We start from the raw sequence: 15,423 nt of genomic DNA on the forward strand, positions 1-15,423 counted from the left end.
ACGGGACGTCCCAAGGGCGTGGCGAGCGTGCACCACGGATGGGTCAACCGCATGGCGTGGATGCAGCGCCGGTTCGCACTGCGGGCCGGTGAGACCGTCCTGCACAAGACGACCCTCACGTTCGACGATTCGTGCCTGGAGATCTTCTGGCCGTTGGCGTACGGCGGCCGGGTCGCGCTGATCGAACCGGGGCGGCACCGAGATCCACGGGCCGTCCTCGACGCCGCCATCGCCTCACAAGCGGTCCACCTGCAGACAGTGCCGAGCATGCTCAGCCTGCTGCTGGACACGATCACCCCCGAGGATCGGAAAGCCCTCGCACTGCGGGCCGTCGTCTCCAGCGGCGAGGCGTTGCTGCCGGGGGCGGTGCGGCGCTTTGAGAAGCTGTTCCCGGGACGGCTGCACAACACCTGGGGCGCCACGGAGGTGTCGATCGACTCCACCATCCACACCTGCTCGGCAGCCGACCACGACGACACCGGCGCCGTCTCGATCGGCATACCCTTCGACAACAACCGCGTCACCGTACGCGACACCGCACTCCACGAGGTACCACCCGGCGTCATCGGCGACCTGTACATCTCCGGCACAGGACTCGCACGCGGCTACCTCAACGACCCGGTCAAGACCGCCGGCGCCTTCGTACCCGACCCCGACGACCCCGGCGCACGCATGTACCGCACCGGAGACCAGGGCTTCCGCCGGCCCGACGGATCCCTGAAGTTCACCGGCCGCAACGACCACCAGGTCAAGATCCGCGGCATGCGCGTCGAACTCGGCGAGATCGAGGCGACCCTGTCGCGGCACCCTCAGGTGGTGGAGGCTGTGGTCACGGTGCAGGCGGCGTCTGCGGAGCTGAAACGACTGGTGGCCCACGTCGTCCCCACGGGGGACGGAACGCTGTCGCCGGGAGCGGTACGCGCCTATCTGACCGGCAAGTTGCCGGAACACATGGTGCCGTCGTTCGTCCTCCTGCACGAGGCACTGCCGCTCAACGCGAACGGCAAAGTGGACCGCAAGCGCCTGCCCGAGCCCGATCGGCTGCGCGACTACACCGAGGTGGAGTACGTGGCACCCGGGCGGGACACGGAGATCGCCCTGGCCGGCATGTGGCAGGAACTGCTCGGGATCGACAGGGTGGGCATCCGGGACAGCTTCTTCGCCCTGGGCGGGCACTCGCTCGCCGTCACCCGCCTCAATGCCAGGATTCAGCGCCGCTTCGGCGTCGGGCTGCCGCTCCAGACCATCTTCGACCGGCCGACGATCGAGGCGATGGCCGGAGAACTTGAACGCCGCCTGCTGGAGCATGTGAACGAACTGTCCGAGGACGAAGTGGCGGCGCTGCTGGAAGAGATGGCCAAGTAACGGCGCGACGGCGGCGACAGGGTGAAAAGGGCGGATGCGTGACTCCGGGGAGAACTACGAGGCGGTTGACAGATTTGCGGCGCTCGACGAGGACGTCGTGGAGTGTTTTCGTTGGATCACCGCCTGGTGACCAGCGAGCCCGAAGTGCTCGGCCGTTCCCTCCACCGATTCACCGTGCCGTCCACCAGAGGCTTCCTGGTGGACGGCACGCCGCGGGTGTGCGGCTGTCAGACCGCGGCGAGGCGGGCCAGCAGGGCCTGACCGTCCGGGATACCGGGTCGGGTACAGGCGGCCCAGCCAGGTGCGGCCGCGAAGTCGCCGACGTCGCCTGCGGCAAGTCGTCGATCAGCAGAGCCAGGGCTCATTCATGATCGGCGACCGCACTCTGGAGATCGAGCCGGTCAAGCCCCGCGGCGGCACAGAGCTCAGGCAGAGTCTCACCGGGGGAGGAGTTCGGCGCCGAGCAGTGGTTCGGCGTGTGGTCCGCGGTAGCGCCGTCCAGTTGAGCTGACCGTCAAGTGCGCCGGACCTGGCCCCTACTCGGGTTCGGTGGGTGCTTGAGAGGCTTTGAGTCTGCTGGCGACATAGCTGGCGCGGTCTCCCCCGTTGAGCTTGTGCCAGTTGTGGGCTGTGCCGTCGGCGAGGCCGAGGAGGTCGGCGAGCATCTTCCAGTGGACGGCGCCGACCATGGCGAGCCAGGCCCCGTTGCGGGCCTTGCTGGTGCTGGGGATGCCCAGGCGGGTCAGTCGTCTCTGCAGAGTGTTGGAGGTCATGGGCTGGTCGGGTCGGAGACCGGGGAAGAGGTAGGGCGTCTCGCGGGTCCTGAGCGGGGCGGCCAGTGGGCGCCGTTCGTTGATCAGCTGTTGGAGCAGTGTCGACAGTCGCGGCCGGAGCCAGAGTGGGTCTCGGCCGAGTTGGAGACCGAGGACGCCGGGCTCCTCTGGGTGGACCAGGACGTGGCCGGTCGTGAGGCTCGCGAGTCGGTCGGTTCGCAGCCCGTATTGCAGGACGAGACAGCCGGCGACGCGGTCGGTGATGTGTTCGGACTCGTCGGTCTCCAGGCGGAGAGCGGTGAGGATCCGGTCGGCATCGCTCATGATCGCCCGGTCGACGGTCCTGGTCGCGGTGGCGATCGCGACGTTCTGAGGGATCAACTGGCAGGTGGCGGCCCAGAGCAAGAAGGAGCGGGCTTGATTCTGGCGGGGCTTGTTTGCGATCAGCCATCGGTCGACGAGGGTCTGGGTGATGTTGTCGAGGGTGTTGCCGCGGCGGCGAATGTGGGTGAGCAACACGTGTGCCGTCTGCAACTTGCGGCGGAGATGCTCGCGCTGGAACCGGTTGATACCGGACTGTTCGAGGCGGTGGTGAGCGAGGGGCATGAGATGCCAGCGTGCGTATCGGGCAAGGACCGTCTTGTCGTGCGGGTCCGTCACCTCGTCGAGACATACCTTGATGTCCCGTTTGAACTGGGCAAGTTGCTCCTCGCGAGGCTCCAGCACCTCGGCCAGTACCAGCAGTCCGCGTAGGTGCTGAACGGACGCTGTTTGCCGCAGGGCGTCCAGAGCCTCGTGTGAGCATTCCAGGTCACCGCTGGTCATCGCCCGGATCAGTTGACCGCCGGGCCGTCGCAGGTAGAGGACTAGGGAGTACGGCTGCTCGTACTGCTTCAGGACTTCGGCCAGCGGGGCAAGCTGGGGCGAGCGTTGGCCGTCGAGGCTGGCGAACGTCTCGTCGAGCTCCTGCAGAGCCCGACATCGGGGGCACTGCCCGTGCAGAAGTCTGCCCATCGCGTTGCAAGTCGGGCAGCGGTAGGCGAAGTTGACTCCGGCGCACTCCGGGCAGATCGGACCTTCCTCCTCCTGGCGGAAGACGGCCGCCATCTGGCCGCATCGGTGGCAGTCCGCGTGGGTGAAGCGGACCTCGTCGACGCAGGGCAAGCAGACCGGGCCTTCCGGCCAGTGACGCTCGGCTCTGGCGAGCGTCCCGCAGCGGCTGCAGGGGACACTTGCGGCCCCGTAGCACGAGACGCAACGTGGTGTGCCGTCCCAGCTCGGCATCGGCATGGACGGGTTCTGTCCACAGTCGCCGCAGGTGGGACCGGGGCGAGCGTGCTGCCAGCAGGCCGAGCACCACGGTCCGCGGGCGTCACGGGCGGTGACCACCTTCGTGATGCCGCAGCCGGAGCACGGTTGCGCACAGTCGCGACGACGGCAGTTGTCGCACCAGGGTTGGCCCTCGGTGTCGCGGAAGGCGACCGGCATGCTCCGGCGACAGATGCGACATGGCTCGCGTGGCCGCGTCTGCTGGGTGCAGGCCCGGCAGACCCCGGTGCTCAAAACGCCGATCTTGCGGTGCTTGCCGCAGCGCGGGCAGAGCACGAAGGGCGCCCGCCGGTTGTTGCACTTCTCGCAGAGCGGTCCGTCGTCTGCGATCCGGTCCACGGCTTTCATCTCGCCGCAGTCGACGCACTTGTGCCGGGGCCGATCACCGCGATGTTCCCGCTGGTAGCAGGCACTGCAGACCGGGCTCCCGTCCTCTTCGCGAGCGGTGATCGTTCGGGTGATGCCGCAGCGGGAGCACGGCTCGGCGAGTGCCCGCTTACGGCAGGTTTCGCACCAGGCGCCCTCTTTGGTGTGAGCCGAGGCCACGACCATGCGACCACAGACCCAGCACGCCTCCTTGGGCAGCGTCGTTCGGTGGCAGGTGTAACACATCCGCCCCGTGGGGGTGTTCTTCGTGGCCTTCAGGACGCGGCCGCAGACGTGACACGGCAGCGGGATGCGACGCTCGCGCTGCCAGCAGCGACAGCAGACCGGCTTCCCGTCCCGCCGTTCTGCGACTTTTCCGCCCCGCCCGCAGACGCAGCACGGCTCGGCCAGATTCCTCGACCGGCAGAGCCGGCACCAGGCCCCTTTCTCGTCCCGGAAGACCGCAGGCTCCTGACGTCCGCACTGCCAGCAGGTCTCCGTCTGCCGGAGCTTGGTCCAGCAGGTGTAGCACAGGCCCCGCGACTTCAGCGCGATCGAGCGGTCCTTGCCGCAGCCTTTGCAGATGCCGCGTTCCTTCCGCCCCACCCTCAGCCCTCCGCATCGAAGAAGTCCGCCGACAGCAGCGGCATATCCGGGACCACGGGCCGCGGGCCCTTCGGCGCCGGCTCCTCGACGTCCGGTTCCGGCTCGACCTCGACGACCAGGTCCTCGAACGTGCACTGAAGGATCTTGCAGAGCGCGAGGATCAGCTCCACCGGCATCTTCGGCGGACGGTCGGTCTTCACCAGCCGGTAGATGCTGCTGCGGTCCAGCTCGAACCCGAACTTCCGTAGCTCAGGCTCCAGCTTGGTAGTGCTGTACCAGTTCTTGCGGACAGCCATCAGCTCCTGCAGCCGCCACTCGTAGCGTGGGTGGAGAGCCTCCTGCCCCGCCTTCTCCTGCGGGTTGTTGCCAGCGGGAACCGCGGTCATCACATCTCCTTCGGCCGACCGGCGCCGACAAGCTCGCCAGTTGCCTGATCACTGAAGTCGTCGTCCATCTCCGCCTCGGCATCCGCCCTGGCGAACGCGGCCGCAAGCTGGGCTTCCTCGGCCGCATCCAGGAACTCGCGGACCTTGAGGTTCTTGAAGTCGCTGCTGAGCGCGGTGTAGATCGCGGTGGTTGCCGCGTGGGAGTGACCGACCTGCTCGGTCACGAACTGGCCGTCGTAGCCCGCCTCGATCAGCCTGGTCACATAGGTGTGCCGCAGGCAGTGGGGGCCCAGGCACTCCGGCAGCTCGGCGAGCTCGCGCCAGTGCTGGAACCGCTGGTTGAACGCACGCTCGGAGATCATCTCCTCGCGCTCGGTCGGGAACATCACGCCGTCGTCCGGGCGGTCAAGGTAGAACTGCGGGCGGATGTGTTCCATGTAGAGCCGGACGGTCTGCACTGCCCAGGGCCAGACCGAGATCACCATCCGTCGCTTTGGCGGCTGCCCCGGACCGGCCGGTTTGCCCCAGCGGACGGCCAGGCCCGCATAGTCGCCGAACTCCGGCAACTTGGCCTGTCGCCGCCAGTCGTGCGTCTCCAGCCTGGCAGCCTCCCGCCGCCGCAGACCCCAGCCGTACGTTGTGGTGAACATCGCCAGGTCACGGGCGGCGGCCAAGGCGCCCTTGTGTCCTGCCGCCCGCAGCCGCTTGATCTCCGGGTCCATCTGCCCGAAGAACTTCTTGATCTCGGCCCGCGACAGCGGCCGGTTGCCGCTGGGCTGCCCCATGTACTCCTGGGCGTGCCGGACCGCGTTGAGGTCACGCAAGGCGAAGCCGACGAACGTGCCGAACGTCTCCATGCAGACTTGCGGCCACTCATAGGCCGGATCACACAAGTAGGTCAGATACAGAGCCAGATCGCCCTGGTAGCCCCGCAGTGTGGAGGTTGTCACCCTCTTCGCCTGCACGGCCGACCAGCGGTCGAACAGGGCATGGTTCCAGACCGGCTCCCACGGATAGCCGTCGGCGAACGCCTGCACCTGCCGGACGATGCGGGCACGCGACCTGATCGTCTCGGGGGCCAGATGGCGGGCCCGCTGGTGATCGCCGAACCCTTGCAGCGTCTTCTCGAAGATCGCGGCCTGCGGCCGCAACATCGACACGCCCTCGACGACGTGCAGCCTGGCGGCCCCGGGCACGGTGGTGGCACCGCCCGAACTCCCACGAGCCATCCATCACCCTCCGCGACCGGAAGCCACCCGTGACGCCCACCACGTGATGCATCCGCTACACCACCGGTGCACGGAGTACACCAGCCACAGGAGTCGCGCAGGTTGGAGGCAACAAGGAATCACTCCTTCGAGGGACCATTCGACGCGGCTGGCCACGAGAAGCGGTACTGTCCAGGTACTTCACGGCGAACCCGTTGATGCAGTCCGCGCAACATTGCCCAGAGTCGAAGGCAAGCTCGACGGTGTCCTGCGTCCTGATGCCCATCTTGTCCAGCACCCGGCCGCGGGTGAACCCGGGCATGCCGTCCTCCACCACCAGCAGGGTGAGGCCCGAGCGCCGGTCGCCGGGGTCGGACGCGGTGCGCGCCACCACGATCACCAGATCGGCGAGCAGCCCGCCGGTGATGAACGTCTTCGCCCCGTCGAGCACATAGCAGTCCCCGTCGCGCACCGCGGACGTACGGATCCCCGCGAGGTCGGAGCCGGTGCCGGGCTCGGTCATCGCGATGGCGGTGAGCAGCTTCCCCGAGGCGAGCCCGGGGAACCAGCGCCGGCGCTGCTCCTCGTCGGCGTACGCGAGGAAGTAGGGCAGCACCACGTCGAGCTGGGTGCGGACCGTGCCCAGGGTGACCAGGGCACGGGAGGCCTCCTCCTGCAGGACGACGTTGTAGCGGTAGTCGGGCAGACCGGCGCCGCCGTACTCCTCCGGTACGGCCGTGCCCAACAGGCCCAGTGAGCCGAGCAGTTCGAAGAACGAGCGCGGCGCCCGGCCGGCCTTCTCCCACTCGGCGTAGTGCGGGACCACCTCGTTGGCCACGACGTCCCGCACCAGCGCGCGGAACGACTCGTGGTCGTCGGTGAACAGAGTGCGCTGCACGACAGCTCCCCTCAGGAGGCGAGTTCGACGAGGGTGGCGTTGGCGGTGCCGCCGCCCTCGCACATGGTCTGCAGGCCGTAGCGGATGCCGTGCGCGCGCATGTGGTGGATCATGCGGGTCATCAGGACGGCCCCCGAGGCGCCCAGCGGATGGCCGAGGGCGATGGCCCCGCCGAGCGGGTTGAGCCGCCCGGGGTCGGCGCCGGTCTCGGCCAGCCAGGCCAGCGGCACGGGCGCGAAGGCCTCGTTGACCTCGAACACGCCCACCTCGGCCAGTGCCACGCCCGCCCTGCGCAGCACCCTCTCGGTCGCCGGGATCGGCCCGGTCAGCATCAGCACCGGGTCGGAGCCGACCACCACGCCCGCCCGGTACCGCACGAGCGGGGTCAGTCCCAACCCCTGTGCCTTTTCCAGTGTCGTGATCAGCAGGGCGGCGGCCCCGTCGGAGATCTGGGAGGCGTTGCCCGCGTGGATCACCCCGTCCTCCTCGAAGGCGGGCCTGAGCCTCGCGAGCGTCTCGACGCTGCTGGCCCGCCGCACCCCCTCGTCAGCCGAGACGCCCGCCACCGGCACGATCTCCTGCTCGAACGCGCCCGCGTCCTGCGCGGCAGCCGCCCGCTCGTGCGAGAGCGCCGCGAAGGCGTCGAGCCGCGTCCGGCCGAACCCCCACTTGCGCGCGATGAGTTCGGCGGAGATCCCCTGGTTGAAGGCGAAGTCCTGGTAGCGGGAAAGGACTTGAGGGCCGTACGGCATCCCGCCCGCACGGCCCGAGCCCAGCGGCACGCGGCTCATCACCTCCACCCCGCCCGCCACGACCACCTCGTGCTGCCCGGACAGGACCGACTGCACCGCGAACTCCAGCGCCTGCTGGCCCGATCCGCAGGCCCGGTTGACCGTCGTCCCGGGCACGCTCTCAGGCCAGCCCGCCGCCAGCACCGCGTACCGGCCGATGTTGCTCGACTGGTCGCCGACCTGGGAGACACATCCCCAGATCACGTCGTCGACGATCTCGGGGTCCAGCCCGGTCCGCTCGACCAGCGCCCCCAGCACGGCTGCGGACAGACCGGCCGCATGCACCTCTGCCAGCCCTCCGCCCCGCTTCCCGACGGCCGTGCGCACCGCCGCCACGATCACCGCTTCCCGCATCACGTGTCCTCCGTCCGTCCCCGCGCCGCCCAGCGGCCTGTGAACCGTGGCGGGCGCTTCTCCGCGAACGCGGCGAACGCCTCCGGGGCGTCGGCGCAGGCGAAGTTGACCGACTGCGCCCGCGCCTCGCCCGCGAGAGCGTCCCGCAGGGTGCGGTCGGCGCCCTCGTCGAGCAGGGCCTTGGTCTGCGCGAGCGCGACCGGGGGGCCGGCGGTCAGCCGCGCGGTGACGTCGTCGACGAAGGCGTCCACCTGCTCCGCGTCCACCACCCAGGTGACCAGGCCGAGCGCACACGCCTCCTCGGCGCCGACCGTCTCCGCCAACAGGGCCAGCCGCTTGGCCTGTTGGAGGCCGACGAGCTTCGGCAGCAGCCAGGAGCCGCCCAGATCCAGGGAGAGTCCGCGCCGCGCGAAGATCTGCGAGAACGTGGACTCGGGGGTGGCCACGACCAGATCGCAGCCGAGCGCCAGATTCCAGCCCGCGCCCACCGCGACCCCGCACACCTTGGCGACCGTCGGCATCGGCAGCTCGTGCAGCAGCAGCGCCACTTCGGTCAACGTCCGCATGCGGTACAGCGGATGGGGCTCGCCGAGCCGGTCGGACAGGTCGGCGCCGGAACAGAACGCCCCGCCCGCCCCGGTCAGCACGACCGCCCGGACGCTCCGGTCGTTCCCCGCCTCGGCCAGCGCCGACCGCAGCGCCTCCCAGAGGTCGCCGTCGATCGCGTTCCTGCGGTGCGGACGGTTGAGGGTCAGCGTGCGCACCCCGTCCCGGTCGTCCGTCAGCAGCACGGTCACCGCACGGCCCCCTGATCACGCAGTGCGGCGATCTCCCCGTCGGAGAAGCCCAGTTCGGCGAGGACGGCGTCCGTGTGCTGCCCGAGCGCGGGGATCGCGCCCATCGGCGGCTCATACCCGGAGATCACCGGAGGCGGCAACAGCGCCGGCACCGGCCCGGCCGGGGAGTCGATCTCCCGCCAGCGGTCGCGGGCGGCCAGCTGCGGATGTGCGAGCACCTCGCTCGGCGTGTTGTAGCGGGCGTTGCCGATCCCGGCGGCGTCCGCGCGCTCCTGGACGTGCGCCAGCTCGTGCCGCCCGCACCAGGCGGCGATCTCCGCGTCCAGGACGGCCCGGTGCTCGACCCGCCCGGCGTTGCCGCGGAAGCGTGCGTCGTCCGCGAGGTCGGGGCGGCCCAGCAGCTCGCGCGCGAGCCGGTCCCACTCACGGTCGTTCGTCGTCCCGAGCACGACGGTCTGCCCGTCGGCCGTCCCGTACGCCCCGTACGGCGCCACTGCCGGCGAGCTCATGCCGAGCGGCTGCTGCTCGACCCCCGCGTGCCGGGTGTACGTCAGCGGGTAGCCCATCAGCTCGGTCATCGTGTCGAACAGGCTCACCGTCACCGACGCGGCCGGCCGGCCCCGGCCCTTCGCGAACAGCAGTGCCACCACGGACAGCGCCGCGTACAGACCGCTGGACACATCGGCCACCGGCGGCCCGGGCTTGGCCGGTTCCCCCGGGCGGCCCGTCACCGCGCACACCCCCGACTCGGCCTGGACCAGCAGGTCGTAGGCGCGCTTGTGGGAGAGGGGGCCGCCGGGGCCGTACCCGTCGATCTCGACCGGGATCAGACCCGGATGGCGTGCCTCCAGATCGGCGGGGGCGATGCCCAGCTTGGCCGTGGCGCCCGGGGTGAGGTTGGAGACGAGGACGTCGGCCCGGTCGAGGAGCCGGTGCAGTACGGCGAGCCCGGCCTCGGACTTCAGGTCCAGGGCCACCGACTCCTTGCCCCGGCCGAGCCAGACGAAGTGCGCCCCGAGACCGCGCACCACGTCGTCGTAATGCCGGGCGAAGTCGCCCCCGTCGGGGTTCTCCACCTTGATGACACGGGCGCCGAGGTCGCCGAGCGTGCGCGAGCACATGGGCGCCGACACGGCCTGCTCCAGCGCCACGACCGTGATCCCGGTGAGCGGTCCGCTCGTGTCCATGATCAGGCTCCGAATTCCGCGCGCAGTTCGTGCTTGAGGACCTTCTGGCTCGCGTTGCGCGGGAGACGGTCCACGAACCGCACATGGCGCGGCGCCTTGAAGTTGGCCATGTGCGCCCGCGCCCACGCCACGACCTCCGCCTCGGTGACCTTCGTGCCGGCTCTCAGGACGACGAAGGCGCAGCCCACCTCGCCGAGCCGCTCGTCGGGCACGCCGACGACCGCGACCTGGGCGATCGGCTCGTAGTCGAGCAGCAGCTTCTCGATCTCGGCGGGGTAGGCGTTGAACCCGCCGACGATGTACATCTCCTTCTTGCGGTCGACGATCGCGAGGTTGCCCGCCGCGTCGAGCCGCCCGACGTCTCCCGTGTGCAGCCAGCCGTCGGCGTCGACGGCCTCCGCCGTGGCCTCGGGGTCGTCCCAGTAGCCGCGCGTCACGTTGTAGCCGCGCACCAGGACCTCCCCGACCCCCTCGTCGCCCTCGCCGTCGGCGATGCGGACCTCGACGTCGGGGATGGGACGGCCGGTGGTGCGGGCCACCGTCTCCTCGGCGTCCCCGACACGGGTCGAGGTGACCAGCGCCGTCGACTCGGTGAGCCCGTACGCGCTGAGCACGATGTCGAAGGACAGCTCCTTCTTCATCGCGCGGATCAGGGACTCCGGGACGGTCGTGCCGCCGGTCATGGAGACCCGCAGCGAGGAGAGGTCGCGGGTGGGGCGGTCGGAGTGGTTCAGCAGGTCGTGGAAGATCGTGGGCGGGCCGAGCAGGATGCTCACCCGCTCCCGCTCGATGATCTCCATGGCCCGCCCGGTATCGAAGACCGCCATGGGGACCACGGTCACGCCGTGCAGGAAGGACGCGAGCCAGCCCGCCTTGTAGCCGAAGCAGTGGAAGAACGGCGGGACGACCAGGAAGGCGTCCGAGGCGCGGAACGTGTACTCCTGCGACATCCAGCCGTACGCGCGCAGCGACTGCCCGTGCGTGAGGATCACGCCCTTCGGACGGCCGGTGGTGCCGGACGTGAACATCACGTCGCAGACGTCGTCCGGGGTGAGACGGTCGATGGCGGCGTGTGCGTCCGCCGACCGGTCCCCGGCGGCCAAAAACTCGTCCCAGGAGAGCCCTGCCGATCCGCGCGGCCCGAGCAGCGAGACCGTCGTCCGAAGCGAAGGCAGCCCGGGGTCGGCCTCCTGGAGATCGCCGATGTAGTCGGTCCCCAGAAACGACGCGGCGGCGAAGAGCGCCTTCGCACCCGACTTACGCAGGATGTAGGAGATCTCCCGTGCTTTGAACCGGGTGTTGAGCGGGACGACGATCCCACCGGCCCCCTGGATGCCGAGTGCGGCGACGATCCACTCCGCCGAGTTCGGCGCGCACAGGCCCACCCGGTCGCCCGGCCCGATGCCGAGCGTGAGCGCCGACCGCACGGACCGGAGCATCAGCGACTCCAGGTCGCGGAAGCTCAGGCGCACCTCACCGGCCACCAGCGCGGTCGCGTCGCCGAACCGGCGGGCGGCGATCCGGACGACGTTCGGGACGCTCCGGAACTCCTCGTCGTGGCCCTTGAGCTGACCCATCAGCCGCCTCCGTCGGTCAGGCGCAGCACGCGCTTGGCGATGATGTTCCGCTGGATCTGCGAGGTACCGCCGTAGACGGAGGCGGCCCTGGAGTAGAGGTACTCGGCGAAGACCTCCCCGCCCGGCCCGTGCAACTCCTCCGGAAACACTTTCAACGCCGTCTCGTACAGGCGCTGTTCGGCCCGGGTCATCAGCAGCTTGTCGATCGACGACTCCGGCCCGGCGACCTGCCCGGCGAGCCGCTCGGCCGTGCGGCGGCGGGCATGCGCGACGAGGACCTCGTAGTCGACGAAGCACCGTCCGATCTCCGACAGCAGCCCGTCCGGCAGCTGTCCGCGCCGCTCGCGGGCGGTCCGCCGCAGCCGCTCCACCAGCAGCCCGTACTTCGACAGATGCCCGGTGTCCAGCGCGTTGCGCTCGTACGAGACCGTCGTCATGGCCAGCGCCCAGCCGTCCCCCTCGCCCCCGATCCGCTCCGACTCCGTCAGTCGTACGTCGTCCAGGAACAGCTCGCAGAACTCGTCGTCGCCGTTGGCCGCCCGCAGGGGCCGTACGGTCACGCCGGGCCGGTCGAGGGGGAGGACGAAGGCGGTGATCGACGCGTGCGGGGGAGCGGTGCGGTCGGTGCGGGCCAGAAGGAGGCAGTAGGCGGAGTACTGGGCGTAGCTGGTCCAGAGTTTCTGACCGCGGACGGTGTAGTACGCGCTGTCTCTGTGGCCGTGGCCGTGGTCGTGGCCGTGGTCGTGGCGCTCGGCGTAGGTGCTCATCCCGGCGAGGTCCGAGCCCGCGCCCGGCTCGCTGAAGCCCTGGCACCACACGTCGTCCCCGGCCAGCATGCGCGGCAGCAGGCGGCGGCGCTGGTCCTCGGAAGCGAACTCCAGCAGGGCGTGCGCGAGATAGCCGATGCGGGGCACGCCGGGCGCGCCGCGGACCCCCAACTCGTCGCTGACCGCCACCTGGTGAAGAGGCGTCAGGCCGCGTCCGCCGTATCGCTCGGGCACGTCGAGGCCGACCCAGCCGCCGGAGTGCAGCAAACGGTGCCAGCGGTGCAGGAAGACGGGGAGCGGCTCGCCCGGGAGGCGTTCGGGCAGCGGGTGCTCGGCGAGCCAGGCCCGGAAGTCGCCGCGCAGGCGCTCCAGGTCGGCCGGGTCCCCGAAGTCGAGGGGGGTGTCGGCCCTCATCGTGCGGCCTCCGGTTCCGCCAGCGCGGCCAGCAGGTCGGCGGTCGTCGCGAGCAGGTTCGCGCCCAGCAGGACCCTGCGCAGATACAGGTGCGCCACGTGCTCCCAGGTCTGCGCGATCCCGCCGAACACCTGCATGCCCGTGTACACCGCGTCCACGGCCGAGGAGTTCACCTCCGCCTTCGCGACCCGGGCCGCGGTGAGCGCCCGGCCGGGCGGCTCGTGGTCCAGGCACCAGGCGGCGTACCGGACGGCGCTCGTGCACGCCTCCACCCGGACCGTCGCGTCGGCGAGCAGATGCTGTACGGCCTGGAAGGAGCCGATGGGCCGCCCGTACTGGCGGCGCTCGCGGGCGTGGTCGACGCTCAGCGAGACGAACGCCCGGGCTGCGCCGACGAGTTCGCTCGCCAGGACGACCAGGGCGTACCCCTGCCAGCGCCACAGCTGGTCGCGGGTGAGCCTGCCCACTGCCGGGCCGGGGCGCGCGGTCCGCACGCTGCGCAGCAGGTCGGCGGTCGGGGCCGGGTCGCCCAACTCGGCCCGGATCACGGTGCCTTCGGCGCTCACGCACAGGGCGCTGTCGGCGCCCGCGCAGTCCCAGGCGACGAGTTCTCCGGGGTCGGCGGGGAAGCGCAGGTCGGGGGCGAGGGCGATCGTCGGCCTGCCGTGCGGGCCGCCCACCAGGCGGACCAGCTCGGGCGCCAGCAGGACCGTACCGATCAGGGAGGTGGTCAGCGGCTGACCGCCGTGCTCCTCGGCGAGCAGCGCGCACTCCTGGACGGTGGCGACCGGCCGTGCCGTGGCGCGCAGTTCGGCGAGGCCCAGCTCGTCGAGCGCCTCCTGTGCCGCCGCGCGGGCCGTGGGTCCGACGTCGTCGGCCGACCTCATCCGGTGCCGGGCCGCGAAGGACCGCAGCATGTCGCGGACCAGCAGGAACTCCTCGGTCTCCACGCTCAGGCCTCCTCGTCCGCAGGCGAGCCCGCCGCCCGGTCGGCGCCCCGTCGGGCGGACCGGGAGGCGAGCTCCTCGACGATGCGGACGTGGTCCGGGCTCGTCATCGTGGCCCGCTCCGCCAGCAGAGCGGCCTCCATGCCGCCGCGCGAGACCTGCTCCACCACCGCGGCCAGCGCCGCCTTCGTCGCGCGCAGGGCCTCGGCGGGCTGTGCGGCGAGCCGACGGGCGAGCGCGAGCGCCTCGTCCATCAGGCGGTCGCCGGCCACGACCCTGTTGGCCAGGCCCAGTTCGACCGCCGTCGTGGCCGGGATGCGGTCCCCGGTGAGGAGGTACTCCTTCACCCGCAGCAGGCTGGTCAGCAGCGGCCACAGGGTCACCCCGCCGTCGCCCGCGACCAGGCCGACCGACACATGAGGGTCGGCCAGGTAGGCGTCCTCGGCCATCAGCACCAGGTCGCAGCCCAGTGCCAGCGAGCAACCCAGGCCCACCGCCGGGCCGTTGACCGCCGCGACGACCGGCAGCGGGAAGCGGATCAGCTCGGTCTGGATCGTCCGGTCCAGGCGGATCGACCGCTCCCGCAGCTCAGGATCGGTGTGATGGCGGCGCAGGTGCTCGAGGTCGCCGCCCGCGCTGAACGCCCGGCCCGCGCCGGTGAGGACGACGGCCCGCGCCTCGGTGTCGTCGGCGAGTTCGCGCCACACCTCGGAGAGCCTGCGGTGCAGGTCTTCGCAGACGCAGTTCAGTCGGTCGGGGCGGTTCAGCGTGACGATCCGGATGTCGCCGTCGGCAGTCACGGTCAGTACGGGACGCACCTCGCTCATACCGGGATGGTATTAAAGGTGAGACCGAAACTGTCAATGGTGTTGCACGTATGCGAGAATCACATTCTCAAACTTTTCGGATCGAGGTGCGGTGGTCCACCTCGGCCGCCGCCTGCGCGAAGCCGCATACATGGCGTGTCATCCGCCGCGCGGCCGCCGCCTCGTCCCCGGCCCTGATCGCGTCGGTGATCCGGGCGTGGGCGCGGGCGGTCAGCTCACGGATGTCGGCGTCCAGGAAGCGCTCCAGGTTCGTGGCCGCGTGGATCGACCGGGACAGCGCGCTCATGAAACCGATGAGCAGCTCGTTTCCGCCCGCCTGCGCCACCACCGTGTGCCAGCGCACATTGGCGCGCAGGAACCGCTGGACGTCCTCCTCGGCTCCGACCAACTCCGCGTGGGCCGCGTCGAGTTCGGCCAGATCCTGGTCGGTGCGGCGGCGCGCCGCCAGCGCGGCGCACGCCGGTTCGATCGCCTCGCGCGTCTCGTGCAGCGCCTCCAGACGGATGCGCTGGCCCCGGATCACCAGCTGCACGGTGTTCGCCAGGGACTCCCGCCCCGGGCGGTGCACGAAGGCCCCGCCCCCGCGCCCCGGCCGGATCTCCAGCAGCCCCTCGACCTCCAGAATGCGCAGCGCCTCCCGCACGGTCGCCCGGCTCAGCCCCGTCTGCTCCACCAACTGCCGCTCCGGGGGCAGCGCCGTGCCCTCGCCGAACTCCCCGGACAGAATCCGCTCCCGCACCTCGGCCGCGAGCACGTCCGACGCCTTCGGGACGGTCAGCGTCTCGAAACGGGGGGCGGGCTGCTCGGAGCGCGGCACGGGACGGGCCTCTC

Annotated in this window: 13 protein-coding genes; 1 reads left to right on the forward strand and 12 read right to left on the reverse strand. The window is 70.8% G+C overall.

All coding sequences use genetic code 11. The annotated features are described in order from the left end of the window. Window positions 1–1,365, forward strand: a 1,365-nt coding sequence (locus ACIBAF_RS32470) for an AMP-binding protein (protein WP_399467761.1), incomplete at its 5' end; no start/stop codon positions are given. A 536-nt stretch (window positions 1,366–1,901) separates the two neighbouring features. Here the strand turns inward: ACIBAF_RS32470 and ACIBAF_RS32475 are convergent. The 12 genes from ACIBAF_RS32475 to ACIBAF_RS32530 all read right to left on the reverse strand — a co-directional run bounded on the left by ACIBAF_RS32475 (window position 1,902) and on the right by ACIBAF_RS32530 (window position 15,409). Continuing rightward, window positions 1,902–3,302: a hypothetical protein gene (locus tag ACIBAF_RS32475; protein ID WP_399467762.1), complete on the reverse strand. Its 1,401-nt coding sequence runs from the start codon at window positions 3,300–3,302 to the stop codon at window positions 1,902–1,904. 1,139 nt (window positions 3,303–4,441) lie between these two features. Next, window positions 4,442–4,825: a helix-turn-helix domain-containing protein gene (locus tag ACIBAF_RS32480; RefSeq protein ID WP_399467763.1), complete on the reverse strand. Its 384-nt coding sequence runs from the start codon at window positions 4,823–4,825 to the stop codon at window positions 4,442–4,444. Further along, window positions 4,825–6,054, reverse strand: a complete 1,230-nt coding sequence (locus ACIBAF_RS32485; RefSeq protein WP_399467764.1) for a tyrosine-type recombinase/integrase — start codon at window positions 6,052–6,054, stop codon at window positions 4,825–4,827. The genes ACIBAF_RS32480 and ACIBAF_RS32485 overlap by 1 nt, the downstream gene beginning before the upstream one ends. A 55-nt stretch (window positions 6,055–6,109) precedes the next feature. Next, window positions 6,110–6,931 carry an acyl-CoA dehydrogenase family protein gene (locus ACIBAF_RS32490; protein WP_399467765.1) on the reverse strand — a complete coding sequence of 274 codons (822 nt, stop codon included), beginning with the start codon at window positions 6,929–6,931 and terminating at the stop codon, window positions 6,110–6,112. A gap of 11 nt (window positions 6,932–6,942) precedes the next feature. Continuing rightward, a complete protein-coding gene (locus tag ACIBAF_RS32495; protein ID WP_399467766.1) occupies window positions 6,943–8,076 on the reverse strand; it encodes a thiolase family protein in 1,134 nt (377 codons plus the stop codon). Continuing rightward, on the reverse strand, window positions 8,076–8,873 hold the full coding sequence (locus tag ACIBAF_RS32500) for an enoyl-CoA hydratase/isomerase family protein (protein WP_399467767.1): 798 nt from the start codon (window positions 8,871–8,873) through the stop codon (window positions 8,076–8,078). Before ACIBAF_RS32500 ends, ACIBAF_RS32495 begins: the two co-directional genes overlap by 1 nt. After that, a complete protein-coding gene (locus tag ACIBAF_RS32505) occupies window positions 8,870–10,060 on the reverse strand; it encodes a CaiB/BaiF CoA transferase family protein (protein ID WP_399467768.1) in 1,191 nt (396 codons plus the stop codon). The genes ACIBAF_RS32500 and ACIBAF_RS32505 overlap by 4 nt, the downstream gene beginning before the upstream one ends. Before the next feature lie 2 nt (window positions 10,061–10,062). Continuing rightward, entirely contained in the window at window positions 10,063–11,637 is a 1,575-nt protein-coding gene (locus tag ACIBAF_RS32510; protein ID WP_399467769.1) for a FadD3 family acyl-CoA ligase, read from the reverse strand. After that, on the reverse strand, window positions 11,637–12,818 hold the full coding sequence (locus ACIBAF_RS32515; RefSeq protein WP_399467770.1) for an acyl-CoA dehydrogenase family protein: 1,182 nt from the start codon (window positions 12,816–12,818) through the stop codon (window positions 11,637–11,639). The genes ACIBAF_RS32510 and ACIBAF_RS32515 overlap by 1 nt, the downstream gene beginning before the upstream one ends. Next, the gene (locus ACIBAF_RS32520) at window positions 12,815–13,768 is read right to left on the reverse strand and encodes an acyl-CoA dehydrogenase family protein (RefSeq protein ID WP_399467771.1); all 954 of its coding nucleotides are present in this window, start codon (window positions 13,766–13,768) and stop codon (window positions 12,815–12,817) included. Before ACIBAF_RS32520 ends, ACIBAF_RS32515 begins: the two co-directional genes overlap by 4 nt. A gap of 2 nt (window positions 13,769–13,770) precedes the next feature. Further along, on the reverse strand, window positions 13,771–14,592 hold the full coding sequence (locus ACIBAF_RS32525; protein WP_399467772.1) for an enoyl-CoA hydratase/isomerase family protein: 822 nt from the start codon (window positions 14,590–14,592) through the stop codon (window positions 13,771–13,773). A gap of 67 nt (window positions 14,593–14,659) precedes the next feature. Beyond that, complete coding sequence (locus ACIBAF_RS32530; RefSeq protein WP_399467773.1) at window positions 14,660–15,409, reverse strand: FadR/GntR family transcriptional regulator; 750 nt, start codon at window positions 15,407–15,409, stop codon at window positions 14,660–14,662. Window positions 15,410–15,423: the final 14 nt, after the last annotated feature.

Origin of the sequence: Streptomyces sp. NPDC051677 (assembly GCF_044453465.1) — a bacterium.
In the GTDB taxonomy this organism is placed as follows: domain Bacteria; phylum Actinomycetota; class Actinomycetes; order Streptomycetales; family Streptomycetaceae; genus Streptomyces.